At 70.0% G+C, this 25,276-nt stretch carries 24 protein-coding genes; 8 read left to right on the top strand and 16 right to left on the bottom strand.

Annotated elements, in window-relative coordinates; all coding sequences use genetic code 11:
• The first annotated feature begins 49 nt into the window (after positions 1 to 49).
• Positions 50 to 2,077: a threonine--tRNA ligase gene (gene thrS / locus MPPM_RS12010; protein ID WP_096485264.1), complete on the top strand. Its 2,028-nt coding sequence runs from the start codon at positions 50 to 52 to the stop codon at positions 2,075 to 2,077.
• Between the two features lies 1 nt (position 2,078).
• Here the strand turns inward: thrS and MPPM_RS12005 are convergent, their stop codons facing one another.
• Together MPPM_RS12005 and MPPM_RS12000 are read right to left on the bottom strand one after the other, a co-directional pair.
• Positions 2,079 to 4,379: a polyamine aminopropyltransferase gene (locus MPPM_RS12005; protein ID WP_096485263.1), complete on the bottom strand. Its 2,301-nt coding sequence runs from the start codon at positions 4,377 to 4,379 to the stop codon at positions 2,079 to 2,081.
• Positions 4,380 to 4,449: 70 nt separating this feature from the next.
• Positions 4,450 to 5,844 (bottom strand): aminotransferase-like domain-containing protein, encoded by a 1,395-nt coding sequence (locus MPPM_RS12000; RefSeq protein ID WP_096485262.1) that lies wholly within the window; start codon positions 5,842 to 5,844, stop codon positions 4,450 to 4,452.
• Between the two features lie 125 nt (positions 5,845 to 5,969).
• Between MPPM_RS12000 and MPPM_RS29190 the strand changes: the two genes are divergently transcribed.
• On the top strand, positions 5,970 to 6,101 hold the full coding sequence (locus MPPM_RS29190; RefSeq protein WP_280176352.1) for a hypothetical protein: 132 nt from the start codon (positions 5,970 to 5,972) through the stop codon (positions 6,099 to 6,101).
• Between the two features lie 6 nt (positions 6,102 to 6,107).
• Here the strand turns inward: MPPM_RS29190 and MPPM_RS11995 are convergent, their stop codons facing one another.
• Positions 6,108 to 6,500: a hypothetical protein gene (locus MPPM_RS11995; RefSeq protein WP_096485261.1), complete on the bottom strand. Its 393-nt coding sequence runs from the start codon at positions 6,498 to 6,500 to the stop codon at positions 6,108 to 6,110.
• Positions 6,501 to 6,528: 28 nt separating this feature from the next.
• On the bottom strand, positions 6,529 to 7,449 hold the full coding sequence (locus MPPM_RS11990) for an RgsD C-terminal domain-containing protein (protein ID WP_096485260.1): 921 nt from the start codon (positions 7,447 to 7,449) through the stop codon (positions 6,529 to 6,531).
• 150 nt (positions 7,450 to 7,599) lie between these two features.
• On the opposite strand from MPPM_RS11990, the gene MPPM_RS11985 reads away from it, so the two are divergent.
• The 3 genes from MPPM_RS11985 (at position 7,600) to MPPM_RS11975 (ending at position 9,238) form a co-directional block, all read left to right on the top strand.
• Positions 7,600 to 8,199: a nitroreductase family protein gene (locus MPPM_RS11985; RefSeq protein WP_096485259.1), complete on the top strand. Its 600-nt coding sequence runs from the start codon at positions 7,600 to 7,602 to the stop codon at positions 8,197 to 8,199.
• A gap of 10 nt (positions 8,200 to 8,209) precedes the next feature.
• Complete coding sequence (locus MPPM_RS11980; RefSeq protein WP_096485258.1) at positions 8,210 to 8,815, top strand: flavin reductase family protein; 606 nt, start codon at positions 8,210 to 8,212, stop codon at positions 8,813 to 8,815.
• Between the two features lie 162 nt (positions 8,816 to 8,977).
• Positions 8,978 to 9,238: a hypothetical protein gene (locus tag MPPM_RS11975; protein ID WP_096485257.1), complete on the top strand. Its 261-nt coding sequence runs from the start codon at positions 8,978 to 8,980 to the stop codon at positions 9,236 to 9,238.
• 28 nt (positions 9,239 to 9,266) lie between these two features.
• Here MPPM_RS11975 and MPPM_RS11970 read toward each other — a convergent pair whose 3' ends face one another.
• The 4 genes from MPPM_RS11970 to MPPM_RS11955 all read right to left on the bottom strand — a co-directional run bounded on the left by MPPM_RS11970 (position 9,267) and on the right by MPPM_RS11955 (position 12,056).
• Entirely contained in the window at positions 9,267 to 10,259 is a 993-nt protein-coding gene (locus tag MPPM_RS11970) for a catalase family peroxidase (RefSeq protein ID WP_096485256.1), read from the bottom strand.
• Positions 10,260 to 10,440: 181 nt separating this feature from the next.
• Positions 10,441 to 10,716, bottom strand: a complete 276-nt coding sequence (locus MPPM_RS11965; protein WP_096485255.1) for a hypothetical protein — start codon at positions 10,714 to 10,716, stop codon at positions 10,441 to 10,443.
• A gap of 85 nt (positions 10,717 to 10,801) precedes the next feature.
• Positions 10,802 to 11,389: a glutathione S-transferase family protein gene (locus MPPM_RS11960; RefSeq protein WP_096485254.1), complete on the bottom strand. Its 588-nt coding sequence runs from the start codon at positions 11,387 to 11,389 to the stop codon at positions 10,802 to 10,804.
• A 37-nt stretch (positions 11,390 to 11,426) separates the two neighbouring features.
• Complete coding sequence (locus MPPM_RS11955; RefSeq protein WP_096485253.1) at positions 11,427 to 12,056, bottom strand: aldolase/citrate lyase/malate synthase family protein; 630 nt, start codon at positions 12,054 to 12,056, stop codon at positions 11,427 to 11,429.
• Between the two features lie 139 nt (positions 12,057 to 12,195).
• Between MPPM_RS11955 and MPPM_RS11950 the strand changes: the two genes are divergently transcribed.
• Positions 12,196 to 13,320, top strand: coding sequence for a transglycosylase SLT domain-containing protein (locus tag MPPM_RS11950; RefSeq protein ID WP_096485252.1), 1,125 nt, complete (start codon positions 12,196 to 12,198; stop codon positions 13,318 to 13,320).
• Positions 13,317 to 14,939, top strand: a complete 1,623-nt coding sequence (locus MPPM_RS11945; RefSeq protein WP_096485251.1) for a DUF2336 domain-containing protein — start codon at positions 13,317 to 13,319, stop codon at positions 14,937 to 14,939. The genes MPPM_RS11950 and MPPM_RS11945 overlap by 4 nt, the downstream gene beginning before the upstream one ends.
• 139 nt (positions 14,940 to 15,078) lie before the next feature.
• Here MPPM_RS11945 and MPPM_RS11940 read toward each other — a convergent pair whose 3' ends face one another.
• The 6 genes from MPPM_RS11940 to MPPM_RS11915 all read right to left on the bottom strand — a co-directional run bounded on the left by MPPM_RS11940 (position 15,079) and on the right by MPPM_RS11915 (position 21,088).
• The gene (locus MPPM_RS11940; RefSeq protein ID WP_096485250.1) at positions 15,079 to 15,657 is read right to left on the bottom strand and encodes a cyclase dehydrase; all 579 of its coding nucleotides are present in this window, start codon (positions 15,655 to 15,657) and stop codon (positions 15,079 to 15,081) included.
• A gap of 92 nt (positions 15,658 to 15,749) precedes the next feature.
• The gene (locus tag MPPM_RS11935) at positions 15,750 to 16,922 is read right to left on the bottom strand and encodes a zinc-dependent alcohol dehydrogenase (protein WP_096485249.1); all 1,173 of its coding nucleotides are present in this window, start codon (positions 16,920 to 16,922) and stop codon (positions 15,750 to 15,752) included.
• A gap of 157 nt (positions 16,923 to 17,079) precedes the next feature.
• Complete coding sequence (locus MPPM_RS11930) at positions 17,080 to 18,654, bottom strand: UdgX family uracil-DNA binding protein (protein WP_244573545.1); 1,575 nt, start codon at positions 18,652 to 18,654, stop codon at positions 17,080 to 17,082.
• On the bottom strand, positions 18,654 to 19,865 hold the full coding sequence (locus tag MPPM_RS11925) for a putative DNA modification/repair radical SAM protein (protein WP_096487822.1): 1,212 nt from the start codon (positions 19,863 to 19,865) through the stop codon (positions 18,654 to 18,656). The genes MPPM_RS11930 and MPPM_RS11925 overlap by 1 nt, the downstream gene beginning before the upstream one ends.
• Positions 19,866 to 19,967: 102 nt before the next feature.
• On the bottom strand, positions 19,968 to 20,399 hold the full coding sequence (locus MPPM_RS11920; protein ID WP_096485248.1) for an OsmC family protein: 432 nt from the start codon (positions 20,397 to 20,399) through the stop codon (positions 19,968 to 19,970).
• 86 nt (positions 20,400 to 20,485) lie between these two features.
• A complete protein-coding gene (locus MPPM_RS11915; protein ID WP_432419849.1) occupies positions 20,486 to 21,088 on the bottom strand; it encodes a RecX family transcriptional regulator in 603 nt (200 codons plus the stop codon).
• Positions 21,089 to 21,183: 95 nt separating this feature from the next.
• On the opposite strand from MPPM_RS11915, the gene MPPM_RS11910 reads away from it, so the two are divergent.
• Positions 21,184 to 22,593, top strand: coding sequence for a TAXI family TRAP transporter solute-binding subunit (locus tag MPPM_RS11910; RefSeq protein ID WP_096487820.1), 1,410 nt, complete (start codon positions 21,184 to 21,186; stop codon positions 22,591 to 22,593).
• 5 nt (positions 22,594 to 22,598) lie between these two features.
• Here MPPM_RS11910 and MPPM_RS11905 read toward each other — a convergent pair whose 3' ends face one another.
• Positions 22,599 to 23,783 (bottom strand): ATP-binding protein, encoded by a 1,185-nt coding sequence (locus MPPM_RS11905; RefSeq protein WP_244573544.1) that lies wholly within the window; start codon positions 23,781 to 23,783, stop codon positions 22,599 to 22,601.
• A 92-nt stretch (positions 23,784 to 23,875) separates the two neighbouring features.
• The gene (gene gorA / locus MPPM_RS11900) at positions 23,876 to 25,276 is read right to left on the bottom strand and encodes a glutathione-disulfide reductase (protein ID WP_096487819.1); all 1,401 of its coding nucleotides are present in this window, start codon (positions 25,274 to 25,276) and stop codon (positions 23,876 to 23,878) included.

Here is a 25,276-nt window from a genome sequence, read left to right as displayed (position 1 = left end):
CGCCGTCCCCCTTTCGCGGGGCGCAGCCTACAAAAATCACGGTCCCATCATGCCCATCCTGACCTTCCCCGACGGCAACACCCGCGCGTACGACGCCGCGGTGACCGGCCGGACCGTGGTGGAGGGCATCGCCAAGTCGCTCGCCAAGCGCACGGTCGCCATGGCGCTCGACGGCACGGTGCGCGACCTCGACGACACGATCGAGCACGACGCCGCGATCGAATTCATTGCGCGCGACGACGCGCGGGCGCTGGAGCTGATCCGCCACGATTGCGCCCACGTGCTGGCGGAGGCGGTGCAGGCGCTGTGGCCCGGCACGCAGGTGACGATCGGCCCCGTGATCGAGAACGGCTTCTACTACGACTTCGCCAAGGACGAGCCGTTCACGCCCGAGGATTTCCCGAAGATCGAAGCGAAGATGCGCGAAATCATCGCGCGCGACGCGCCCTTCACCAAGGAGGTCTGGAAGCGCGACGACGTCAAAAAGCTCTTCGCCGAGAGGGGCGAGACTTACAAGGTCGAGCTGGTCGACGCGATTCCGGCCGGCGAGGATCTGAAGATCTACCGCCAGGGCGAGTGGTTCGATCTCTGCCGCGGCCCGCACATGACCTCGACGGGCAAGGTCGGCACCGCCTTCAAGCTGATGAAGGTGGCGGGCGCCTACTGGCGGGGTGATGCCAACAACCCGATGCTGACGCGCATCTACGGCACGGCCTGGGCCTCGCAAGGAGACCTCGACGCCTACCTGCACCGGCTGGAGGAAGCGGAGCGCCGCGACCACCGGCGCCTGGGCAAGGAGATGGACCTTTTCCACTTCCAGGAGGAGGGGCCGGGCGTCGTGTTCTGGCACGCCAAGGGCTGGACGATCTTCCAGGAACTCATCGCCTATATGCGCCGCCGCCTGAAGGGCGACTACGCCGAGGTGAACGCCCCGCAGATCCTCGACAAGTCGCTTTGGGAAACCTCAGGCCACTGGGGCTGGTACCGCGAGAACATGTTCGCGGCCCAATCCGCCGGCGAGGAGGCTGAGGACAAGCGCTGGTTCGCCCTCAAGCCGATGAACTGCCCCGGCCACGTGCAGATCTTCAAGCACGGGCTGAAATCCTACCGCGACCTGCCCCTGCGCATGGCCGAGTTCGGCGTGGTCCACCGCTACGAGCCGTCCGGCGCCATGCACGGCCTGATGCGGGTGCGCGGCTTCACCCAGGACGACGCGCACATCTTCTGCACCGAGGACCAGCTCGCCGCCGAGTGCCTGAAGATCAACGACCTGATCCTTTCGACCTACGCCGATTTCGGCTTCGACGAGATCCTGGTGAAGCTCTCGACGCGCCCCGAGAAGCGCGTCGGCTCGGATGCCCTGTGGGACCACGCCGAAGCCGTGATGACGCGGGTGCTGGCGCAGATCGAGGAGCAGTCCGGCGGCCGGATCAAGACCGCGGTCAATCCCGGCGAGGGCGCGTTCTACGGGCCGAAATTCGAGTACGTGCTGCGCGACGCCATCGGCCGCGACTGGCAGTGCGGCACGACGCAGGTGGACTTCAACCTGCCGGAGCGGTTCGACGCGAGCTACATCGACGCCGACAGCCAGAAGAAGCCGCCGGTGATGATCCACCGCGCCATCTGCGGCTCGATGGAGCGCTTCACCGGCATCCTGATCGAGCATTTCGCCGGGCACTTCCCGCTCTGGCTCGCGCCGGTGCAGGTGGTGGTGGCGACGATCACCAGCGACGCCGACGATTACGCCCGAGACGTGATCCGCGTCCTGGAGCGGGCCGGCCTTCGGGTCGAGGGCGACCTGCGCAACGAAAAGATCAACTACAAGGTCCGCGAGCACTCGCTGGCCAAGGTGCCGGTGCTGCTGGCGCTCGGCCGCCGCGAGGCGGAGGAGCGCACGGTCTCGGTGCGGCGGCTGGGCAGCCAGAAGACCACGACGCTGCCCCTCGACGCGGCGCTCGCCGCCTTCGTCGAGGAGGCGACCTCCCCGGACCGCCGCCGGGCCGAGGCCGCCGCCGACAGCCTCCCGAGCACCGACGCGGTGCTCGACGGCCAGCACGTCGAGGTTCCGGCGCCGTAGTTCAGGGCGTCGCCGGGAGCGGTGCGCGCCAACGGTCGCGCATCGCCTCCAGGGCGTTGGCGTAGTCGTCGCTCCAGGGCCGACGGGACATGTCGGGCGTCACCACGCTCCAGCCCAAGTCCTGCGCCTCGCGTATCGCCGCAGGATCGCGCGTCATCAGGACGGCGCTGGACGTCGTCCTCTCGACCTCAACCGTCTTGCCCTGAGACGATTCCGTCCGCGCAAGCAGCGTCAGCTCTCGCTCGGCCGCCAGCCGTGCCAGAACCGGCCGCAGATCGAAGTGGCGGTTGCTGATGTGAAGTGCGAGCAGACCCTGTCGGTCGAGATGGGCGAGGTACACGGCGAGCGCCTCACCGGTCAGGAAATGGACCGGGATCGCATCGGAGGAGAAGGCGTCGATGATCAGGATCCGCGCCTGTCCAATCCGGCTGGAGAGGGTCAGGCGCGCGTCGCCTTGGATCGTACGGGCATCGGGCGCACATTCGGACAGGAACCGGAAGAGCGTCGCGTTCCGGGCAATGCGGATCACCACCGGGTCGATCTCGTAGAACGTCCAGGCCTCGCCGGGGCGCGCATAGCAGGCAAGGCTGCCGGCTCCAAGCCCGACCACGGAAACCGCCGGGACCACTCCGTTCACCCGGCGGCTGATCTCGAACACATCCGAGAGCGGCCCGCCGGGGGCGTAGTAGGTGGCTGGAACAGGGCGTCCGAGGCTCGGCCTGCCGTCGTCCTCGTGCAGGCGCATGGCGCCGTGGATGGTGGTGCCGTGTGCGAGGAGGCGGTAGCGTCCGTCCTGCGTGGTTTGGAGCCGGTGGAGGCCGAAGAAGCTGCGGTACTCACCGCCGTCGGGTGAGACCGTGATCTGGATCAGGACGGCCAGGATACCGACGGCGCTCGCCATCAGCGCGAACCGGATCGGCTTGCGCCACGTCGTCGCGAAGCAGAGCAGAAGGCCGATCAGCAGCACGCCCGCTCCGAGCGAAGCGCCCGCCGCCATGGTGGCCATCACGGCCGCGAGGACGGCACCGATGACGGCCGCGACGGTGCGGATTACTCCTCCAGCCACCACCTGGAGGTTGCCGGCCACGACGGCGGGCCGACAGAGCATGGCAGCGGCGAGGAGGAGCGGATACTCGTAGACGCCGGAGAACAGGTGCGGCGCTACAAGCGCAGCGAAGATGCCGCCGATGACGCCGCCCAGAGAGGTACAGAGATAGAATTCGGTGAGCCGGGCCGCGGAGGGGCGCAAGGTGTAGACGGCACCATGGGCGATCAGAGCATTGACGAGGAGCAGGCCGAGCGTCACGCCGAGATCGAGCAGAAACGACGTCGGCCCGATGAACATCACGCCGAAAGCGAAGGCCGTCCCCGCGATCTGCAGCCCACCGAGCACCAAGCCCGGCCAAGCGCGCTCCGGGCGTGAGGGCCGGAATGCGATGATGAAGCTCGCAAGGTAGAGCGCGAGCGGAACGACCCAGATCAGTGGGATCGCCGCGACATCCGTCGAGATATGGGCGGTTGCCGCGACCAAGAGGCCGGACGGCACCGCCGAAAGACCGATCCAGGCGAGTCGGCGACCCACGCTCGGGTGTTCGGTACTCCGCTCCTCGGCGGTCGCCGCCGCGCGCGGCCCGTTGTGCAAGCGCAGGCCGCAGGCCAGCACGGCGCAGGTCAGCAGGGCGTAACCCAGCGACCAAAATCGAGCCTGCGCGTCGAGGCCGAGGAGCGGCTCGACCACAGCCGGATAGGCCAGGAGCGCGACGAAGGAGCCTGCATTCGAGGCACGGTAGAGGAAGTACGGGTCGGCACTGCGCGCGTCGCCCGAGCGGGCGAACCATGCTTGGAGAAGAGGGGCGCTTGCGGACAGCGCAAAGAACGGCAGGCCGATCGAGGCGAGGAACAGGCCGATGAGCCAGAGCGCTTCGCCCTCCGCCGGAGGTGCCCCGAACCCCTTGGCCACGGCGACCGGCAAGAAGAGGAAGCCGGTCAGCAGCACGAGAATGTGCGTGACCAGCGCGGCCTGCGGTCGAAGCCAGCGTGTCAACGCGTGCGCGTAGGCGTAACCGGCCAGCAGCAAGGCCTGGAACACCACCATCGCCACCGACCATACGGCGGGCGAGCCGCCGAGGATCGGCAAGACACGTTTGGTGAACATCGGCTGCAGGCTGAACAGAAGCATGGCCGCGAGGCCAAGCGTTCCGGAAAACAGGCCGACGAGACCGATACGGCCGGCGATGCGTACCGCCGGAGAGAAGGACGAACCGTCCTGCCCCCGCTCCCGAGATGTCCCGACGAACGCCATCGCCTACCCCAAACTCTGCGCGTCCTCGGATACGCGCAAAAGCTTAAGGCCCGGCTTGCAGGTGGAACCTCTACACTCCCATCGCCCGCGCCAGTTCCGAAAACACCCGCGGGTCGGCGCATTGCGCCACGTTGAAGCGCATGGCGTCGGCAGCGCCCTGGCTGAGCGAGAAGACGTTGCCCGGCGCCAGCACCACACCGCGGGCGAGGGCCCGGCGGGACACCTCCGTCGCGTCGAGCCCGTCCGGCAGGCGCCCCCACAGGAACATGCCCGCCTGCGGCACGAACGGCACGGCGACGCCGACCTCGGCCAGCCGCCGAACCACCGTGCCGCGGGCCTCCGCCAGCCGTGTGCGCATGGCATCGACGTGGTGGCGGTAGCTGCCCTCGGCGAGGAAGCGGTGGAGGGTCGCCGCGGTGAGATGGTTGTCGCTCAAGGACACCGCGAGCTTGAGATCGACGAGGCGCTCGACCCAGTCGTCGCGGATCGCAATCGTGCCGAGGCGGGCGCCGGTCGAGATCGTCTTCGAGAAGCCGCCGACATGGATCACGCGGTCGAGCCCGTCGAAGCCGGCGAGGCGAGGCCCCGGCTCCGCCTCGAAATCGGCGTAGGCGTCGTCCTCGACGATGAGCGTGCCGTGCATCTCGGCAAGCCGCAGGATGCGGTGGACGGCGACCGGACTCAAGGACGCGCCGGTCGGGTTCTGGAGGCCGGAATTGGTGATGTAGAAGCGCGGGCGGTGCTCGATCAGCGCCTGCTCGAAGGCGGCGAGATCCGGCCCTTCCGGCCCGAACGGCACGCCGACCATGTGCAGGCGATGGGCCCGGGCGAGCGCCTGGAACGAGAAGTAGCAGGGGTCATCGAGCAGCACCGTGTCGCCGGGCTCGGCGAGGAAACGGATGATCAGGTCGAGGGCGTGGGTGACCGAATCGGTCAGCACGAGCTGGTCGGGATGGGCACGGATGCCCCGCTCCGTCAGCCGCAATGCCAGCTGCTGGCGCAGGGGCGCGTGGCCCTGCGGCGTGTCGTAGAACATCACGGCCGCGCTCTGGCGGGCGACCTGGCGCAGGGCCCGGCGCAGCTCCATCTCCGGCAGCCAATCCGGCGGGAGCCAGCCGCAGCCGGGCCTCAATGAATCCGGCCGCGCCTCCAGCGATTGCCGGGTGATCCAGACCGGATCGACCGCCCGGTCGAGCCGCGGCCCGATCGCGGTGAGGCGGAGCGGCTCCGGGCGGGTGGAGACGAAGAAGCCGGAACCCGGCCGCGAGACGATGGCGCCGCGCGCCGCCAGCCGGTCATAGGCCTCGACCACGGTCGACTTCGAGACCTGCATGCTGTCGGCGAGGCCTCTGACCGAGGGCAGCCGGGCGCCGGGACCGAGCGCGCGTCCTTCGATCCGTGCCTCGATGGCACGCATCACCATCTCGACTCGCGAGAGGGCCGGCTCCGCGACCGTCACCGTCATGACTGTTCCTCCGAACTGTACCGACGCTTGTCCCGGACAGTTCGATGAAATCGTACTGCAACTGTCCCTGTCGGGGAAGCGGCGCCGCCGGCATATCGGGGCGACCGTCAGATGGGAGACAGACCATGACGCTTTCAGAAGACACCCGCGCGCGCCGTCCCGGCGCCCGTGCCTGGATCGGCCGGCGCTTGCGCGACGCCATCGTCCTGGCGGCCGGGGCCGCGCTCGCCCTGCCGCTGATCGTGCCGTTCGCCTGAGGCCGCTCAGCCCGCGGTGCAGTTCGCTTCGAACAGCGCCTTTGCCCGCTCCATGGCACGGAACGCGGCCATCGAACCCGGGCTGCGCAGTTCCGGCCCCTCGGGCAGCCGCCCGAGAAATTTCTCGGAGATGTCGGCGACGAACGGCCGGGGGCCGGTATAGGCGCCCATGCGGTTCCGGACATCGACGGTTCCGCACAGCGACCCGGCCCGGCCGATCCGCAGGTCGGCGACCCTGGCTTCCGGATCGCGCATCTGCTGCGCGATCAGGCTCAACGCGCTGCGCGCCGCTTCGGCCTCGACGCCCGCATCCGAGCCGTCCACGACGGTCTGAGCCCCCGCTGCGGCCGCGCCGCACAGGATCAGGAGGGCCGCGAGGGCGGTCTGGGGCAGGCGCATCGCTGAGACTTTCTCGATCCGCTTCTGGTCAGCTTCCTTTGGCCACGACTTCGATGTCGCGGTCCATGCCGCTCTCCACCTTGAACTCGCGCGTGAAGACCTGCCCGTCGTGGCGCGCGATAAGGACGTAGTCGCCCTCCGCCAGCGTCACCGAGGGGAAGGCACCGATCGCCTCGCGGATCGTATCGCCGCCCGGCGTCAGCACGCTGAAGGCCGTGCCGGCGAAGGCCTCCGAGCCGGGGGTGGCCACGAGCTTCAGGGTCACGGTGGCGGCGCGGTGGTTCATGGTCGCGTCGGTGACCTTGCCGTTCTCGACCCGGAGGTCGGCGCGCTGGATCGCGTTCGAATCACCGTAGCTCGATACGACGTGGTAGGTGCCCTCCGGCAGGCGCACGATCTCCCCGGCCTTGATGCCGCTGCGGACGAGGCGCCCTTCCGAGTTCGTCCCGATCGGCACGTAGACCGAGAAGCTGAGCTGATTGCCCGGAATTCTCTGATCGCCGACCGCTCCCGACAGCTTGAGCGCGCCCGCGGCCACGCGGAGCTGATCCGCGTTGGCGGTGCCGGTCATGGTGATGCGCTTCGAGGCGCTGGCATAGCCGTAGGTGACGGTGGCGACGTAGGCGCCGGCGGCGAGCCTGAAGGTCGGGGCGGGATCGTTCGAGCGGGCGACGATCGCCGGGCGGGCACCGTCACCGCTCTCGCCGTAGATGCGCCAGGTCAGGCCCGAGCGGACCGGCCCGTTCGAACCGGCGAAGACCGCCGAGAGCGACAGATCCGCCTCGCCCTCCACCGCTGGCGGGGGCAGCATCGGCCCGGTCACGCCCGGTGAGGGCAGACCCGGCCCGAACGGCCTCGGCGCCTGCGCGGCGGCGGGCGCGACCGTGAGGAGGACGGCCAGGAAGCCGACCGAAGCGAAGGTCTTGCCGCCCGCGCACCCGCGTCCCATCGTCCTCGATCCTTCCGCCCGTCTCGCCGGACGCCATCTCAAGCGTCCCCGCGCTCTTGAAACCCGACCGTGGCGGCGGCATGGCGTCGTATGGCCCGGCGCCGTGTTCCGAGCCTCACCCATCCTTCAGCCCCTCCACGCGGATTGTCCATGACCGAGATGCGAGACGCCGCCCAGGATCGCGCCCCCGTCAGCACCCTCGACCTGCTGCGCAGCCGCCGCTCGGTGCCGCCGATGTTGCTCGATGCGCCCGGCCCCACGGCGGAGGAACTCGACCGCTGGCTCGGGATCGCCGCGCGGGTGCCCGACCACGGCAAGCTCGCTCCGTGGCGCTTCCTCGTGATCGCGGGCGAGGCGCGCGAGCGCGTGGGCGCGATCATCGAACGGACCTTTCTCGCCAACTTCCCCGAGGCCGACGAGAAGCGGCGGGCCCAGGAACGGCAGCGGCTCACCCACGCGCCGGTGGTGGTCGCGGTGGTCTCCCGCGCCGGGCCGCACGTGAAAATCCCGGAATGGGAGCAGGTGCTCTCGGCGGGCGCCGTCTGCATGAACCTCGTGGTGGCGGCCAATGCGGCGGGCTACGCCACCTCTTGGCTCACCGAGTGGTTCGCCTACGACCGCCGCGTCCTCGACGCCCTCGGCCTCGACCCGGCCGAGCGGATCGCCGGGTTCATCCATATCGGCCGGGCGAAGGAGGTCCCCTCCGACCGGCCGCGGCCGGACCTCGCGCAGATCGTCACGCGGCTTTGAGGAACGCCCGATGCATTACGAGGCCGACAATCCCAGCCTGCCGCACAACCCGCTGAAAGCCATCGTCGCCCCGCGCCCGATCGGCTGGATCAGCGCCATGGACCGGGCGGGCCGGGTGAACCTTTCGCCCTACTCGTTCTTCAACGCGGTCGGCGGCGAGCCCGACATGGTGATGTTCTCCTCCTCCGGCCGCAAGGACGCGATGACCTTCGCGGAAGAGGGCGGCGAGTTCGTCTGCAGCCTCGCCACCTTCGACCTGCGCGAGGCGGTCAACGCCACCTCGGCGCCGCTGCCACGGGGCGAGAGCGAGTTCGGCTTCGCCGGTCTGACCCCCGCGCCGTCGCGCCGCGTGCGCCCGCCCCGCGTCGCGGAATCGCCCGCGGCGATCGAGTGCAAGTGGCTCCAGACCGTGCCGCTGGTGCCCCTCGGCGGGGGTGAGCCGGCAAACTTCATGGTGATCGGACAGGTGGTCTCGATCTACGTCGACGACCGTTTCGTCAGGGGCGGCCGTGTCGATACCGGCGCCATGCGCCCGATTCTGCGCGCCGGCTACTTCGACTACTTCACCACCGAGCCCGAAAACCGCTTCGAGCTGCGCCGGCCGAAAGGCGGCTGAGGGCGCAAGGGGGCATCCCGATCCTCTCGCTCCACCTGCCGGGCGAGACTACGTCTCCGGCGCTTCGCCCGCGCACACCCGCCCCGTTCCGAGGAACACGGCCGGGCGCCTGCCGCTTGTCACCGAGGACATCGACGACCTGCCGCACGCGGGAGCGAACGCATGACGAAAGACTCCGGACGCGCCGTTCTCCTCGGTGCCGCGCTCCTCACCTGCCTCGCCGGGAGCGTCGGAGCGGCCGAGAATAAGGGAGCCGCCAAGTCGCCGGCGCATAACCGGAACGAGGCCGGCCGATCCGCGGACAGCGTCGGCGCGGGGGGCTTGACCGGCTCGGGCGCCACGAAGGACGGGGCCCGCACCGGTGGCTCGGACGCGCCTCGACCCGCCGGCTCCCCGGCGCCGGCGGCCGGAACCGCCCGCTAGGCCGAGCCATCCCGGCGCCGCCGACCGCTCACTGCGCGCGGCGGCTGAACGACACCGCGTAGGCCTGCACGCGAGCGTCGATGAGCGGATCGTCCGAGACCTCGATGCCGTCGGTGAGCGCGTTCGGCATGAACAGCAGCGCCTTCTCGGCCTCGGCGCTGTCCGGCACGACCTTGCTGACCGTCAGGGTGCCGAGATCGAGCGTCTTGCGGCTGTCCGGCCAGGGCTTGGTGGCATCGTTGGTCGGGTCGCCCGCCTCGGCGAGCTGCGCCAGCACCCGGAACTTCGCGGGCTCTCGGGCAACGCGCGGACCGATCTCGTCCATGAGGTAGTTCGGCTCCCGCTTGGCCGCCTCCTCGTCGGGCAGGATCTCCTGGCCCTCAACCGGGACGACCCGGAAGCGGAACGGCTGCCGCTTGCCGTCCTTGTCCACGAAGATGAAGGCATTGACTCCGTGATAGGTCTGTCGGGCGAGGCTCGACGGGGTCTTGGCCGTCGCGCCGGCCGTGGCGGCGGCGGGATGCGCGGCGATGAAGCGCTCCAGCGCGGTCGGCTTCTTCGCGTCCGGCCCGCTCTCGGAGACCGCCTTCAGCAGGTCGCGGAACTCTTCGCCCGTGGCGACGGGGAAGAAGGCGAGCGCGTTCAGGACGACGTCCATGTCGGAGCCGTCGCCGAGCCTGAACTTGAGCGCCATGCCGTGAGGATTGGCGTTGGCGGACCCGTCCGGGATCGTCGGAACGCCTGTCGCATCCGAGAAGCGGATCGTCACCGGCACCGCCGGCCCGGCGAACAGAGAGGCCTTGCTGATCTTCGCCGCATCGGCGGACGGAGTGAAGCTACCCTCGGCGACGAGACCCTTGGCGTGGTTGGCGCGCTTGCCGGGATGCTTGCCGAACAGGGTGTTCATGATGTCGATGGTCTGCTCGGCCGTCGAGCTGTCCTGCGCCGCGGCCGGCAGACCGCTGACGAGAACCAGCGCGACGCCCGCAGCCAGGGCACGTCCGTATCGGGAGACCAACATCCATTCCACTCCGGGAGTGAGGCGACGCCTGACATGAGCCGCCCCGGCGAAATGGAACGAGGATAAGGCGAAGCAAGCGCCGGTGCCTCGGCGAGGGAAGGGTCGGCCGCCGCGGGCGATTAAGGGAAAGAGGACCGGCCGATCCGAGAGAGGGAGACGTGCGGTGGGCGCCGTCCCCGGCTCACGAACAATCCGGCAGACCGGGCTTTGCCGTGAAGGGTTGCGGGCCCGGATCCGGGCGCGATCGAGGGACGATCCGGACCTCCAAACGGCAGGGACCGGCGCGCACGAGAAAGCGGTCGGCATCCAGACGCTCGATCGCATCGATGGGCCGCCCCTCCAGAGCCTTGGCGGCGGCCTCCAGCACGCTCTGGAACTCGCGCAGGCGCTGCCAGGTGGGCGCGAGCGCGCCGCGCGCGGGTGTGGCGAGGGCAAGGCCCAGGATGAGGGCCGCCATCACCGGCGCGGCCGGCCTGCCTGCTGTCATGACGTGATCCGGGTTCGAGGACGGGCGGAGCCGGCAGCCCGGCGAGGGAACGACCTTAGCCGGCAATGCCGAGCGCGGCCTCGACACGGGCGATCCAGGCCCGAAGCGCCGGATAAGGCGCGAGGTCGAAGCCGCCCTCGTGCGCGAGGCGGGTATAGGCCACGAGCGCCACATCGGCGAGGCTCGGGTCGGCGCCGACGAGGAACGGCCGATCCGCCAGCGCGCCCTCCATCAGGGCGAGCGCGGCGTGGCCCCGCTCGAACAGCTTCGGATCGAGCGCCGCCTCCGTCCGGCCGAGATAGAGCAGCTGGAAGCGGCGCACAGCGATGAAGGGCTCGTGGCTGTACTGCTCCCAGAACAGCCATTGCCGCATTTTCGCCTGCGCGAAGGCATCCGCCGGGACTAGAGCGGAGTCGCGGGCGAGAAAGCCGATGATCGCGTTCGATTCGGAGAGGCTGCGCCCATCCTCCAGCACCAGGGTCGGCACGCGCCCGTCCGGATTGAGGGCGAGGAAGCCGGGGGTGCGGGTCTCGCCCTTCAGGATGTCGACCTCGCGCCAGTCGAGATCGATTCCGAGATGCGCCGCGACCCACGCCACCTTGAGGCAGTTGCCCGACTTCCGGTCACCGTAGACGGTGAGCATGACACCCTCTCCTGTTCCGCCTGCGGCGGTGGTCGCTTCAACCGGCCCCCTCACGCGACCGGGCTGCGCCACTCGCAGGATCCCGCAGCACGACCCACCGGAACCCATCCTGCGAGGTTGCCGCAAGCCCCTCGGGTAAGCGGTCTGCGCCCGCTGTCAGCCTTTCGAAGACGGGCACTCCCGCCGCTGCCGCGGCGAGACGGACCAGGCCGCCCGCCTCAAGCAGGCCGGCCGCCGGGCCCGTCCCGTCCAAGCCGAGGCCGGCGAGCCGCGGGCTCGCGCCGGCGAAGCTGCGGGCGTCGAGCACGCCGAGGGGATGGCCGATCGCCGCGAGGATCATCGTCGCACCGTCGGGCAGGCCGGCCAGCGCCTCGCACACGGCGAGCCGCCCGCCGAGGGCAGCGACGTCGCGGCCGGAGCGGGCATCGCGCAGCAGCACGCCGTCCGGCCGCTCGACCATGAGGCCGTCGAGCCTCGGGTCGTCGGGCCCGTCGAGGGCGGCGTAGATCGCCAGACCGGGCCGGCGCGCCCGCAGATCCGCGATCGCTCCGACCAAAGATGCGCCCTCGAACACCAGCGCCGCCCCGGCCGCCGGACCTCGATCGTCGGCGGTCGACTTTGCCGCGATCACATCGCGGCCCGGCCCGGCGGGTTCGGGCGCGCTCATGCGGCCTCCGGGCGGAAGGGAGCGAAGTCCGGAGCGTCGATTGGGTGGCTGGGAAGCAACATCATTCAAGCTTCCTTTACCATATGCGCAGGAATGTCGGGTCTCACGGGGCCGAGTGACGGTCCCGGCGGGACGCGTCATGTTCCTGTTCACCAACGGTCCGATCGGCTCCCGCGACACCGCCGCACCGGCGCGCACCTCGGCGGCGAACGGCGAGGTCGTCGAGGCGATCCGCGAGGGAGCGCAGACGAGCGGCGTCGGCTTCGACTACCTGCTCGCCACGGCCCAGCGCGAGTCGAGCCTCAACCCCTCGGCCAAGGCAAGCACCTCGACGGCGACCGGCCTGTTCCAGTTCATCGAGCAGACCTGGCTCGGCGTGATGAAGAATGCCGGGCCCAAGCTCGGCCTCGCGTCCTACGCCGATGCGATCACCGCCGGCGCGGACGGCCGCTACACCGTGGCGGATCCGGCGGCGCGCCAAGCGATCCTCGACCTGCGCCGCGATCCGAAGGTCTCGGCGGCGATGGCCGGCGCACTGACGCAGCGCAACGGCGAGGCGCTGAGCGCGGCGCTAGGGCGCGAGCCGAATGCGGGCGACCTCTACGCGGCCCATGTCCTCGGCGCCAAGGGCGCGAGCGCGCTGATCGCCTCCGCGCAGGCGACGCCCTCGCGCCCGGCCGCCCTCGACCTGCCGGAGGCGGCGGCCGCCAACCGCGGCCTGTTCTACGACCGCGCCGGCCGTCCGCGCAGCGCCTCCGAACTCTACGGGCTCCTGAGTCAGACCACTTCCGGGGTGGCGACCCCGGTCGCGACCGCCGCGGCCGACACCAACGTGCCGACGGCCTACGCCTCGCTCGAGGGTGGCCTGCGCTCGCTGTTCCAGAACGACCGGCGCCAGGGCGCGATCTCGGAAGGCGTGGCCAAGATCTGGCAGAACCGCGCCGCGAGCGCCGCCACCCGCACCGCCCCGACCTACTTCCCGCGCTCCGACGGGGGGAGCGAGGCGGAGAGCGCAGCCGCGCCGACGGTCGCACTGGCGAACGCGCCCGCGACCGTGTCGGACGCTGCCGTTTCGGAGCCCATCCTCGTGCCCCTGCCGCCGCGCCGGCCCGCCGGGCTGACGGCGACGGCGACGAAAACGGCGACGGCCTCCGCGCCGGCGACCACCTTCATGGCCGGCCCGATGCCGGACCAGCCGAGCGCCACGCCCGCGAAAAACTCGCTGTTCGATCCCTCCGCGTTGCGACTCAGGAGCGGCTCATGATCCTTCGCCACTTCCTCACTCTCACCCAGAACGCCACGCCCGAGCGGCGTGCCGAGGCCGCGGGCGCCCTGACCCGCAGCTACCTGCAGGGCACGCTCGGTCCGGAGGCGGCCTGGGAGGCCAAAACCGCCCTGCTGGCGCTGCTCGACGATCCGGCAGCAGTGGTGCGCCGGGCGCTGGCGCAGGCCTGCGCCGAGTCCGATCAGGCGCCGCGACCGTTGATCGTGGCCCTGGCCTCGGATCAGCCGGACATCGCCTGTCTCGTGCTGGCACGCTCGCCGGTGCTGATGGATGCCGATCTCGTGGATTGCGTCGCCATGGGCTGCGAGGCGACCCGCGCGGCCGTGGCCGGGCGGTCCGACCTGTCGAAGCCCGTCGCCGCAGCCCTGGCCGAAGTGGGCGGCGCCCCCTCCCTCGTCGCGCTGGCGCGCAATCCGCTCGCAGCGATCGGCACCGCCGCCCTGATGCGGATGGTGGAGCGGCACGGCGAGGATGCGGAACTGCGCCAGGCGCTCCTGGCGCGCACCGATCTGCCGATCGAGGTCCGCCACTCCCTCGTCGCCCTGATGGCGGAGCAGCTCTCGCGCTTCGGCCAGAGCGCCGGCTGGATCAGCTCCGAGCGCGGAGACCGCGCCGCCCGCGAGGCCCGCGACGCCGCCGCCCTCGCGCTCAGCGACGAGGCCGAGGAGGCGCAGCTGGTGCGGCTCGTCGCGCATCTGCGGGTGCAGGAGCAACTCACCGCCGGGCTGATCCTGCGGGCGATCCTGTCCCTGCGCCTGCCCTTCGCGGAGATCGCGCTGGCCGAGCTGAGCGGGCTCAGCCGCGCGCGCGTCGCCGGGCTGATGCTGGAGCCGCACGGCGCCGGCTTCGCCGCCCTCCACCGCCGCGCGGGCCTGCCCGCCCTGCTGCTGCCGGCGATCCGGGCCGGGCTGACCGTCTGGCACGACGCCAATAGCGGCCGCAACGGCATGGACGGCCCACGCCTCGCCCGCTCGATGATCGAGGCCGCGCTGACCGCCTGTGAAACCTTGCCCTTCGCCGAGGCCCGCGGCCTGATGGCGCTGCTCGCCCGCTTCGAGGCCGAGGCGGCCCGCGACGAGGCCCGCATCCTGGCGCACGAGCAGGCCGAGGCCCAGGCGCGGGAGACGGCCGATGCGCCTGTGCAGCTGACGGCGGCGCAGGGCCTGGACAGCCTCGCCCCGGCGGCCCCCTCGGAGATCCTCGTCCTGTCCCCGATCCTCGTCGCGCCGGAGCCGGGCTTGCCCGACGCTGCCGCCGCGTGGCCGCTGGCGCCCCGGCCGGAGGAGCGCATCGGCGCGGCCGTGGTGGAAGCGGCGGAGATCGTGCCGGACACCGCCGAGTCGGTTCTGGCCGGTCTCGCCGACGAGATCATGGCGCATTTCCTGGCCGATCGGGCCGCCGCGACGGCACAGTCTCCGCCCGCCGTGCCGGGGAGCCAGCCCGCGATCATCCCGGAGATCCTGCCTGAGATCGTGATCGAGCCGAAACGGCCCGCCCGGCCGCGCGCCATCGCCGTGGCGGTGGCCGCCGGAATGATCCCGGAGGATCTGATCCTCAGCTACCGCGCGGATCGGGAGCGCCAGCGTCTGGCCGCCTGATGCCGGGCCGGAGCGCTTCGCCGCGCCTACGGAAGTCTCCGGTCGATCACCCCCTTTGGTCCCGGTCGCCCGCGGCAGCGAAGCGACCCGAGGCGCGCTCTGACGCCGGCGGGGCCGAAGCGATCGAAGGAGCAACGGATTACGCGGCCGTCCAGGCCCGCATCGCCTGCGGCCCGACGATGTCCGGCGGCGGCTCGAAATCGCTCGCCCGGCCGCGCATCGCCTCCGGCCGCTCAGGGAAGCCGCTGCGGCTTCGATAGTCGCGGCGAATTCGGCGCGAGGGCCGGAGAGGCGCCTGCGACAGGTTGCGGGCGCAGACCACGTCGAGGGCGGTGGCACCGGCCAGCGCCATGAGCGCGATGATCGCGTTGCCCCGACGCGGGTTGGTCTCCTCCAGGGCCGGCAGCACCGTGGCGATGTCGACGGCATCGCCCCCGACCCGGCCCCAGATCCAGGGCGTCGCATCCTTCGAGCCGAGGATGCCGACCCCGGTGACGATCTCCCGCACGCCGTAGGCGTGGATGACGGGCGTCAGTTCCGGCTTGCCGAGCCAGCGGGCGATCGCCGCCCCGCCGACGATCTCGGCGGCGCCGAGACCGAGGGAAAACCAGCCGAGCCCCTGGGCGAGCCCATCTGTTGCAGGATCGGGCCGTCTGCGGGAATCCGGCGCGATCCGGCGCAGCGTGCCGCCGTACGATCCGTCGCTGTCGCGGGACATGTCACCTCCGCCTTTGGTTCTTGCGAGCGCGTCGGCCTCTTCCGAGAACCGGCAACCACCTTTTCGGGACGATGTGGGGAGCCGCGGGCCGGTCAGGGCCGCAGCACGACCTTGATGCAGTTGTCCTGCTTGTCCCGGAAGGTCCGGTACATCTCCGGGCCCTGCTCCAAGTTGGCCCGGTGGGTGATGACGAAGGAGGGATCGATCTGGCCCTCCTCGATCCGCCGCAGCAGGTCGTCGGTCCAGCGGTTCACGTGGGTCTGGGCGGCGCGAACGGTCAGGCCCTTGTTCATCAATGCGCCCATCGGCATCTTATCGACGAGGCCGCCATAGACGCCGGGGATCGAGAGGATGCCGGCGGGGCGGCAGACATAGATCATCTCCCGCAGCACCGAGGCGCGGTCGCTCTCCAGCATCATCGCCTGCTTCACCCGGTCGTAGACCTGCTCGACGGCACGGGGCGAATGCGCCTCCATGCCGACGGCGTCGATGCACTTCTCCGGGCCCTTGCCGTGGGTCAGCTCGTTCAGGCGCTCGACCACGCTCTCACGGCTATTGTCGATGGTGATGGCGCCACCCGCCCGCGCCATGTCGAGGCGCTCCGGCACGCTGTCGATGCACACGACTTGGCGGGCGCCGAGCAGGATCGCCGAGCGCACCGCCATCTGCCCGACCGGGCCCGCGCCCCAGATCGCCACGGTGTCGTGGGGCTGGATATCGGCCTGAACCGCCGCCTGCCAGCCGGTGGGAAAGATGTCGCCGAGGAACAGCACCTGCTCGTCAGTGAGCGAGTCCGGCACCTTGATGTGCGTCTTGTCGGCGAAGGGCACGCGGACATACTCGGCTTGACCGCCGGGGTAGCCGCCGGTGAGGTGGGAATAGCCGAACAGGCCCGCCGTGCCGTGGCCGAACACCTTGGCGGCGAGATCCCGGTTGCGGTTCGAGCGCTCGCAGACCGAGAAGAAGCCGCGCTTGCACTGGTCGCACTCGCCGCAGATGATCGTGAACGGGATGACGACCCGTTCGCCCTTCTTCAGCGTCCCGTTCAGGCCGCGGCCGGTCTCGACCACCTCCCCCATGAACTCGTGGCCCATGATGTCGCCCTTCTTCATCGCCGGGATGAAGTGGTCGTAGAGGTGGAGGTCCGAGCCGCAGATGGCGCAGGACGTCACCCGGATGATGGCGTCGCGGTCGTCTTCGATCTCGGGATCGGGAACCGTGTCGCAGCGGATGTCCTGGGTGCCGTGCCAGACGAGGGCCCTCATCGGTTCTCTCCCAAGGATTCTTCTTCGAGCGGGCGCCGGATGCTTGAGCGCGCTGCCTAGATATCCACAGGATGGAGGGTTTTGTTTCAGCCTCGATCGACGAAGTTCGGGGTTGCTTTCAATTGATCGTTTCGCAGGGCGTAACGGGCGTCCGACCTCACGCCGCCATGGCCTGCGCCCGCCGCAGATCCTCGACGAAGGCCTGATAGGCCGCCGCCTTTGCCGCCTCGTCGGGCAGGCGCAGCAGGTAGGAGGGGTGGACCGTGATGAAGCCCTCGAACGGCCGGTCGAACTCGGCGGGGCCGCGGGCGCGGGTGATCGGGATCTGCTTGCCCGTCAGCGCCAGCACCGCGGTGGCGCCGAGCGCGACGACGAGCTTCGGCGCGACGAAGTCGAGTTCCTTGTCGAGCCACCAACGGTAATGGCTGACCTCACCCGCCGTCGGCTTCTCGTGGATGCGGCGCTTGCCGCGTTGCGTGAACTTGAAGTGCTTGACCGCATTGGTCAGGTAGGCCTCGCGCCGGTCGATCCCCGCCTCCTCCAGCGCGCGGGAGAGAAGCTGGCCCGCCGGCCCGACGAAGGGCCGGCCCTGGCGGTCCTCCTGGTCGCCCGGCTGCTCGCCGACGAAGGCGATCCGCGCACCGACCGGCCCCTCGCCGAGCACGGCCTGCGTCGCGCCGGGCACCAGCGGCTCGGAGCGGGCGATGATCGCGTTCAGGGCCTCGAGCGAATCCGGCTCGTCTTGGCGCATCTTCGCGACGGCGCGGACGGGGTCGCGCTTCACCGGCATGGTCGGCTCCCTCTCGATCATCGCCTGCGCGCGGGCGCTCGCGGCCCGCACCAGGGCGGGAATCGCCGCCGTCTCGGGCATGTTCCGCCAGTACTTGCGGGGCATCTCGGCGCGCATGGCGTCGAGGTTGAGCCGGGCCGGGTTGAAGGTGCTCTCGTAATAGTCGCGCCAGCCGGCCTCGAAGCCGTCGCCGTCCGGCACGTCCTCGCGGCGGCCGGGCGGGCCGAAGGTGAGCGCGCCGTCCCAGTGCGCCGAGCCCTCCGGCGTCAGGATCGACCACGTCAGCGCGCGGAAGCGATCGACGAAGAACGGAGCCGCCGCCTCCAGGATGTGATGGTCGGGCTCGAACCACGCCGCGAAGCGCTCCCGTCCCTCTCCCGGCAACCGGCGGAAGCGCAGGAAGGCGTGCATCTTGTGCAGGTCGCGGCCGATGGCTTTCCGCATCCGATGGAGACGATGGACGAGCGGATCGCTCGCGATCTCCATCAGGGCCCGCTCGCCGTGGGCGACCCGCCAGAGCAGCGCGTAGAGCAGGCCGTAGCGCTCGGGATCGCGATGCGGCACCACCATCGGGATCAGTTCGGCCACCGCGCGGGGGAGCGGGAGCGGCGGACCGTCCGCGGTGGCACTGTCGGCGCCGAACAGGCTCGGGGCCTCGGTCTGCCAGACGATGTTTTCCGGAGCGACGTCCGCCGCGATCAGGCGGCGGGCCGCCGCGCGGAAACCGGCGAGGTCCGCACCGGGCGCGAGGGGAACGACGTGGATGCCGCCGCCGACATGCCCTCCCCCCTTTGCGGGGGAGGGTGCCTGCGGAGCAGGCGGAAGAGGGGCCGGCTCCGAACTCTCCGGAACCGGCGCGCGCCTCTCCCGACCCTCGCTGACGCGAGGCCCACCCTCCCTCGCAGAGGGGGGAGGGAGAAGCGAGTGCGGCGCCTCATCCATCAGAACAGGCTCAACTGCTCGGCCGGCTCGGCGAGTTTCACCCGCAGATCCAGCCGGTCGGTGAGCGTCGTCGGCCTGAAATCCTCGGCGATCAGGAACGGCCGGGCGCGCTTCAGCCCCGAGGTCAGCCGGGCCACGTCGTCGAGGCGCAGGCGCCCGTGGCGGCGGGCCTTGATGATGGCATCGACCGCCCGCGCCCCGAGCCCCGGCACCCGCAGCAGCATCTCCCGGTCGGCGCGGTTCACGTCCACGGGGAAGCGGTGGCGGTTCTTCAGCGCCCAGGCGAGCTTCGGGTCGATGTCGAGGGCGAGCATTCCGTCATCGGCCGCCCCGGCCACGTCGTCGGGGGAGAACTCGTAGTACCGGATCAGCCAGTCCGCCTGATACAGACGGTGCTCGCGCCGGAGCGGCGGCGCCTGCGGCGGCAGGGCCGAGGAGGCGTCGGGGATCGGGCTGAAGGCCGAGTAGTAGACGCGCTTGAGCCCGTAGGTGCCGTAGAGCAGCGCGGATTTCCGGATCATCGCCTCGTCGGTGGTGGCGTCCGCCCCGACGATGACCTGTGTCGATTGCCCGGCGGGCGAGAAGCGGCGGCGCTCCTCCTTGGCCTGGACGATGCGCTCGCCGATCTGGCCCATCGCCCCTTCGATCGCCGCGCCGTCCTTCTCCGGCGCGAGACGGTTGAGGCTCGCCTCGGTGGGCAGTTCGAGGTTGATCGAGAGCCGGTCGGCGTAGAGCCCCGCCTCCTCGATCAGCCAGGGGCTCGCCTCGGGGATCGACTTGAGGTGGATGTAGCCGCGAAAGCCGTGATCGCGCCGGAGCTTCTTGGCGACGCGGGTCAGCATCTCCATCGTGTAGTCGGGCGAGCGGATGATGCCGGACGAGAGAAACAGCCCCTCGATATAGTTGCGCTTGTAGAACTCGACCGTGAGCGTCACGACCTCCTCGACCGAGAAGCGCGCGCGGGCGACGTTCGAGGAACGGCGGTTCACGCAATAGGCGCAGTCGAACAGGCAGTAATTGGTCAGCAGGATCTTGAGCAGGGAGACGCAGCGCCCGTCCGGCGTGTAGGCGTGGCAGATGCCGGCGCCCGTCGTCGAGCCGAGCCCGTCCGCCCCCGCCTTGCGCTTGGGCGCACCGGAGGAGGCGCAGGAGGCGTCGTATTTGGCGGCATCCGCGAGGATGCGCAGCTTGCGCGCGAGCTTGTCGTCCATCGAACGGAAGATGAACAGACCGGTCGGCGGATCAATGCGGCGCGTTGGCCCGCGCACCGGAAAAGTGCCCTCCCGCCCTGGAACGGGAGGGCGCGGCAGGCATCAGCCCTGGACGAGCGTCTTGTCGAGGGTGATCTCGGCGTTGAGCAGCTTCGAGATCGGGCAGCCCTTCTCGGCATTGCCGGCGAGCTCGTCGAACTTCGCTTGATCGATGCCGGGGATCACCGCCTTGAGGGTGAGGGCCGACTTCGTAACCTTGAAGCCGTCGCCGTCCTGCACCAGCGTGACGACGGCCTTGGTGTCGAGCGAGGTCGCCTTGAGGCCGGCCGACTGGAGCTGGAAGGCCAGCGCCATGGTGAAGCAGCCGGCATGCGCCGCCGCGATCAGCTCCTCCGGGTTGGTGCCCGGCTCGTTCTCGAAGCGGGTGTTGAAACCGTAGGGATTGTCCGAGAGCACGCCGGACTGCGTCGTGATCTTGCCCTTGCCGGTCTTGCCGTCGCCTTCCCAATGGGCGCTCGCGTGGCGGTCGGTCATGTACGTCGTCCTCGTCGTCTTGGGCGGAAAGGCTCCGCATGGCCTCCGACGTGGAGCGGTGGGCGGGCATGTCGAGGGGGACGCCCTCACTCTTCCCCGAAGGTTACTCCGTCCTCCTCCGCCTCGCCGCCGATCACGTTCTTGGCCAGCGCGTAGGAAAAGCCTGCGCGCGCCATGGCGGCAAGGTCGCGCTCGCGGTTGGCCTCGCGGGTGCCCGGCCGGCGATAGGGGCCGAGGCGGCGGCGGCGGGCATAGGCCCGGGCCGCCCGCTCCTCGGTGTCGGGCTCGCCCGCCTCGGCCCCTTCCGCCTCCTCCCGCTCGCCGGCGAGGGTCGCTGCGATCGTCTCCGCGTCGATCCCCTTGGCGGCGAGCCGCGCTTGCGCCTGACGGGTCGAGGTGCCGCGCCGTCTCAGGCCCCGCAGCCGAGCGGCGGCGAAGCGTGCGTCGTCGACCAGTCCGGCCCGCTGCGCGCGAGTCACGGTTTCCTCGATCAGCCCGGCATGCGCGCCCGGATCCTCGTCGCGGGAGCGGCAGCGGCGCTCGATGCGGCGAACGAGCACGCGGCGCAGCATCTCGGAGGAGGCGCCGTAGCGGTCGAGGTAATGGGTCGTCACCCGTTCCAGCCACGCGGCGGTGACCGGCGGCTCGGGCCTTGCTTCGCGTCGGGTTGAAACGGTTCGCGCGATCATTCGTTCTTCACGATCCGGACAGGTTTTCGATTCATGAATCTTGGATGGATCGCACGCGATTTCGAGGGCTCCGCCGCCGCTTGGTGGCCCGGCTCATGAGGCGCGAATGGCTCTACGTGCTGCTGGCCCTCGGGTTCGCGGCCGTGGCCGGCCTCGTTGTGTACTTCTCCCGCCCCACGCTGCTCACCGTGGCGGTGGGCCCGCGCGACGGCGTCGAGGCGGGGCTGATCGAGACCTATGCCCGGGCCTTGAACCGCAATCACGAAGATGTGCGGCTCCAGGTTCTGCCCTTCGACGACGTGCGCGACAGCGCCGCCGCGCTGGAGCGGGGCCGGGCCGACCTTGCCGTGGTGCGGCCCGACGTCAAGCTGCCGGATAACGGCCTGACGCTCGCCATCCTGCACGACGAGGCGCTGATCATCGCCGCGCTCGAGGCCAACGAGATCGAAAGCTTCTCGGACCTCTCGACCCGACGCCTCGGCGTCGTCACGCGCCACGAGGCCGACCTGCCGGTGCTGACGAGCCTGCTCGACTTCTACGACTTCAAGGCGGCCCCGGAGGCCGAGGCGCTCGGCAGCGATCCCCTCGCGGCCGGCCGCATCGGTCTCGTGCCGATCAAGGCGAACGAAATCACCCAGGCGCTGGAATCGAAGCGTGTCGATGCGGTGGCGATCATCGCCTCCCCCACCGCCAAGCCGGCGCAGGCCATGCTGCGGGCGGTCGAGGCGGCCTCGCCGGAGCGCAAGGTCACCTTCGTCAGCGTGCCCGACGGCAAGGCGATCGTGCAGCGCGTGCCGGCACTCCAGCCGGTCACCCTGTCGGCGGGCACCTTCGGCGGCCGGCCGAAGCGCCCGGAGGAGGATGTCGAGACGGTGGGCGTGTCCTACCGGCTGATGGCCCGCGGCGCCGTGAGCCGCGTCGCCGTGGCCTCGGTGGTGCAGCACCTGTTCGAGTGGCGCTCGCGCCTCGCCGCCGCCGCCCCGATCGCCCAGCAGATGAAGCCGCCGGACTACGACACCACCGTGACGGCCACCAGCGCGCAGCTTCCCAACCATCCCGGCGCCGTCGACTATTTCGAGCGCGAGCAGCAGACCTTCCTCGACCGCTACGAGGACTGGATCTACCTGTTCGCCTTCTTCGGCGGCACGGTGGGCTCCGGCATCGCGTGGCTCGGCCAGCGCCTCGCGCGCAAGCGGCGCGAGCGCATCGACGTCATCCTCGACCGCCTGCTCGACATCCTGGCCGAGGCCCGCGAGGCGCAGTCGGCGGCCGCCCTCGACGCGCTCACCCGCGAGACCGACGCGCTGATCGCCGACGTAGTGCGCCAAGCCCGCGAGCGCAGCATCGATTCGCGGATGATCAGCGCGCTGATCCTCGCCATCGACGCGGTGAACGGCGCCCTCGACGACGGCCGCCGCGCCTTCGAGCCCGGCGCCGATCCGAGCAACGGCAGCCGGTCGCGCACCGCGCGGCTGCTGTCGCTGAGCCTGCCGGCGGCGGAGTAGGCCGCTCAGGCGTGACCCGTATCGAAATTCGGGATCGCCCTCCGCATGTACTGGTCGAAGAGAGGCACTGTAAATTCGGTATCCCCGTGAGCGGGGGAATAGATCATTCCCTTCTTGATCAAGGCGCTTCTGGTCGGCGCGACGGACTGAACCTTGACGCCGAGCAAATCCGCAATCTCGCCGGACCTCTGCTTGCCTGCCCCGAACTCGGCTAAGGCGCGCATGTAGCGTTTCTCAGATGGCGTGCAGCGGTCGAACCGCATTTGGAAGAAGCTTTTGTCCAATTCAGCGATCGCCAGAGCATCAGCGCGCCTTGCCGTCTCTTCCGTGATGACGTTTGTTTCAGATATATGCCAGGCGACGTATCCCCATTGCTGCAAGAAGTAAGGATAGCGCTCCGTGATTTCGAGGATGTGGGTGATTGCGCGATCCTCGAAACGCGCTCCCTCGCTCTTGGCCGGCTCCTGGATGGCTTCGACAGCATCCAAGGTCTTCAACGCACCGATATCCGGGAAACGAAACAGCCGTTCGGCGTAGGATTTCGAATTTCCGGCCAGGGCACGGATCTGCGGCAGGCCTGCACCGATGACAATCAGAGGAAGATTCTTCTGATTGACTTTGTGAACGCCCATGATCAGGGCGCTGAATTCCTCTTCCGAGAGGTATTGCAACTCATCGATCAAGAGGGCGACCGGCTTCGAAGCGGCCTTCGCTGCCTGGGCAACGGCGACGATCAGATCAGGGAAGTCGGCTTCGATGTTTCCGCTATCGGCGAGTTCCTCCTCGGCATCAATGCTCAGTCCGAAGTCGATATCGCTGATGTTGATGCGCAGTCCGTTCAGAAATCCCTTGAGACCGCGAAGTCCCCTCCGGGCCAGGTCCTTCGCGTTCTGAACGTGGCAGAGGCTGTAAAGGATCGATCGCAGATGCGGCGCCATGAGTTCGGGCAGGCCCTTCCCCTCATGCGCCTCGACGAGCGACGCTTTGCACCCGCTCTCGGTGGCCACCTCCTCGAACCGGTTCAGCAGAACGGTTTTCCCGACACCGCGGAGACCGACCATGATGATGCTCTGGGTCGGTCGCCCGGCGGCCATGCGCTGGATGGCAATCGTGCCCTCTTGGATCAGATCCGCACGTCCGGCCAATTCGGGGGGCGGCGTGCCAGCCCCGGGCGCAAAAGGATTGCGCACCACATCTATATTGAGCGACCTTATGTATTTATAGCAAAAAACAGCTATAAATCGATAAACTCGCTATCACATGTGCGGCGACTCCCACGCGGCTACCCCACCCCGACGGGATGCTTCACCACGAACGGCGTGCGCATGGTGACCAGTTCCTCGCCCAGCGTCGGGTGCACGGCGATGGTGCGGTCGAAATCGGCCTTGGTCGCGCCCATGGTGACGGCGATGCCGACGGCCTGGATGATTTCGCCGGCATCCGGCCCGAGCACGTGGACGCCGACCACCCGGTCGCTGGCGCGGTCCACCAGCACCTTCATGATCACCCGCTCGTCGCGTCCCGAGAGCGTCGCCTTCATCGGGCGGAAGCTCGCCTTGTAGACGTCGATCGCCTCGTAGCAGCGGCGCGCCACGTCCTCGTTGTGGCCGATCACGCCGATCTCCGGCGTCGAGAACACGGCGGTGGCGATCAGGCGGTGATCGACGCACCAGGGCTTGCGGCCGAACACCGTGTCGGCGAAGGCGTGGCCCTCGCGGATCGCCACGGGGGTGAGTGCCGCGCGGCCGTTCACGTCGCCCACCGCGTAGATCGACGGCACCTTGGTGCGGGAATCCGCCTCGACGGGGATCGCGCCGCGGGCGTCGAGATCGATGCCGACCCGCTCCAGCCCGAGGCCGGCCACGTTGGGGCGCCGGCCGGTCGCGACCAGCACGCAATCGACGGTCAGGCTCTCGCCGCCGCTCAAGGTCGCGCGGATCGCCGTCCCGTCGCGTTCCAGGCGCTCGACGGTCTGCTCCAGGCGCAGATCCATGCGCTTGGCGTAAGCCTCGCCGAGCGCCGCCGCGATCTCGGGATCGAAGCCGCGCAGCAGGCTCTTCCCGCGATGGAGCAGCGTGGTCTTCGAGCCGAGGCCGGCGAAGACGCCGGCGAATTCCACGGCGATGTAGCCGCCGCCGACCACGAGGATGCGCTCGGGCTGCTGCTCCAGCTCGAACACGCCGTTCGAGTCGATGGCGAGGTCCGCCCCGGGGATCAGCGGCTCGCGCACCGGCGTCGCGCCGGTGGCGATCAGGATGAAGCGGGCCCGGACGGTGCGGTCCGCGCCGACGAGGCGGACCGTGTGCGGATCCTCGATCACCGCGCGGTCGGCCACGACCTCGACGCCGGCGCCGGCGAGGTTGCGGCCGTAGATCGCCTCCAGCCGCGCGACTTCCGCGTCGCGGGAACGCTTCAGCGCGGCCCAGTCGAAGCGCGGCTTCTCCAGGCGCCAGCCGAAGCCGGCGGCGTCCTCGAACTCGTCGGTGAAACGGCCGGCATAGACCATCAGCTTCTTCGGCACGCAGCCGCGGATCACGCAGGTGCCCCCGACGCGGTACTCCTCCGCCAGCATCACTTTCGCGCCGTGGCCGGCGGCGATGCGGGCCGCCCGCACGCCCCCTGAGCCGCCGCCGATCACGAACAGGTCGACGTCGCAAGACTCGACCATCTTGGACTCGCTCAT

This window comes from Methylorubrum populi (assembly GCF_002355515.1).
Taxonomy (GTDB): Bacteria; Pseudomonadota; Alphaproteobacteria; order Rhizobiales; family Beijerinckiaceae; genus Methylobacterium; species Methylobacterium populi_A.
Note: the sequence above shows the minus strand (reverse complement) of the source record. Positions and strands in the feature narration are given on the sequence as shown.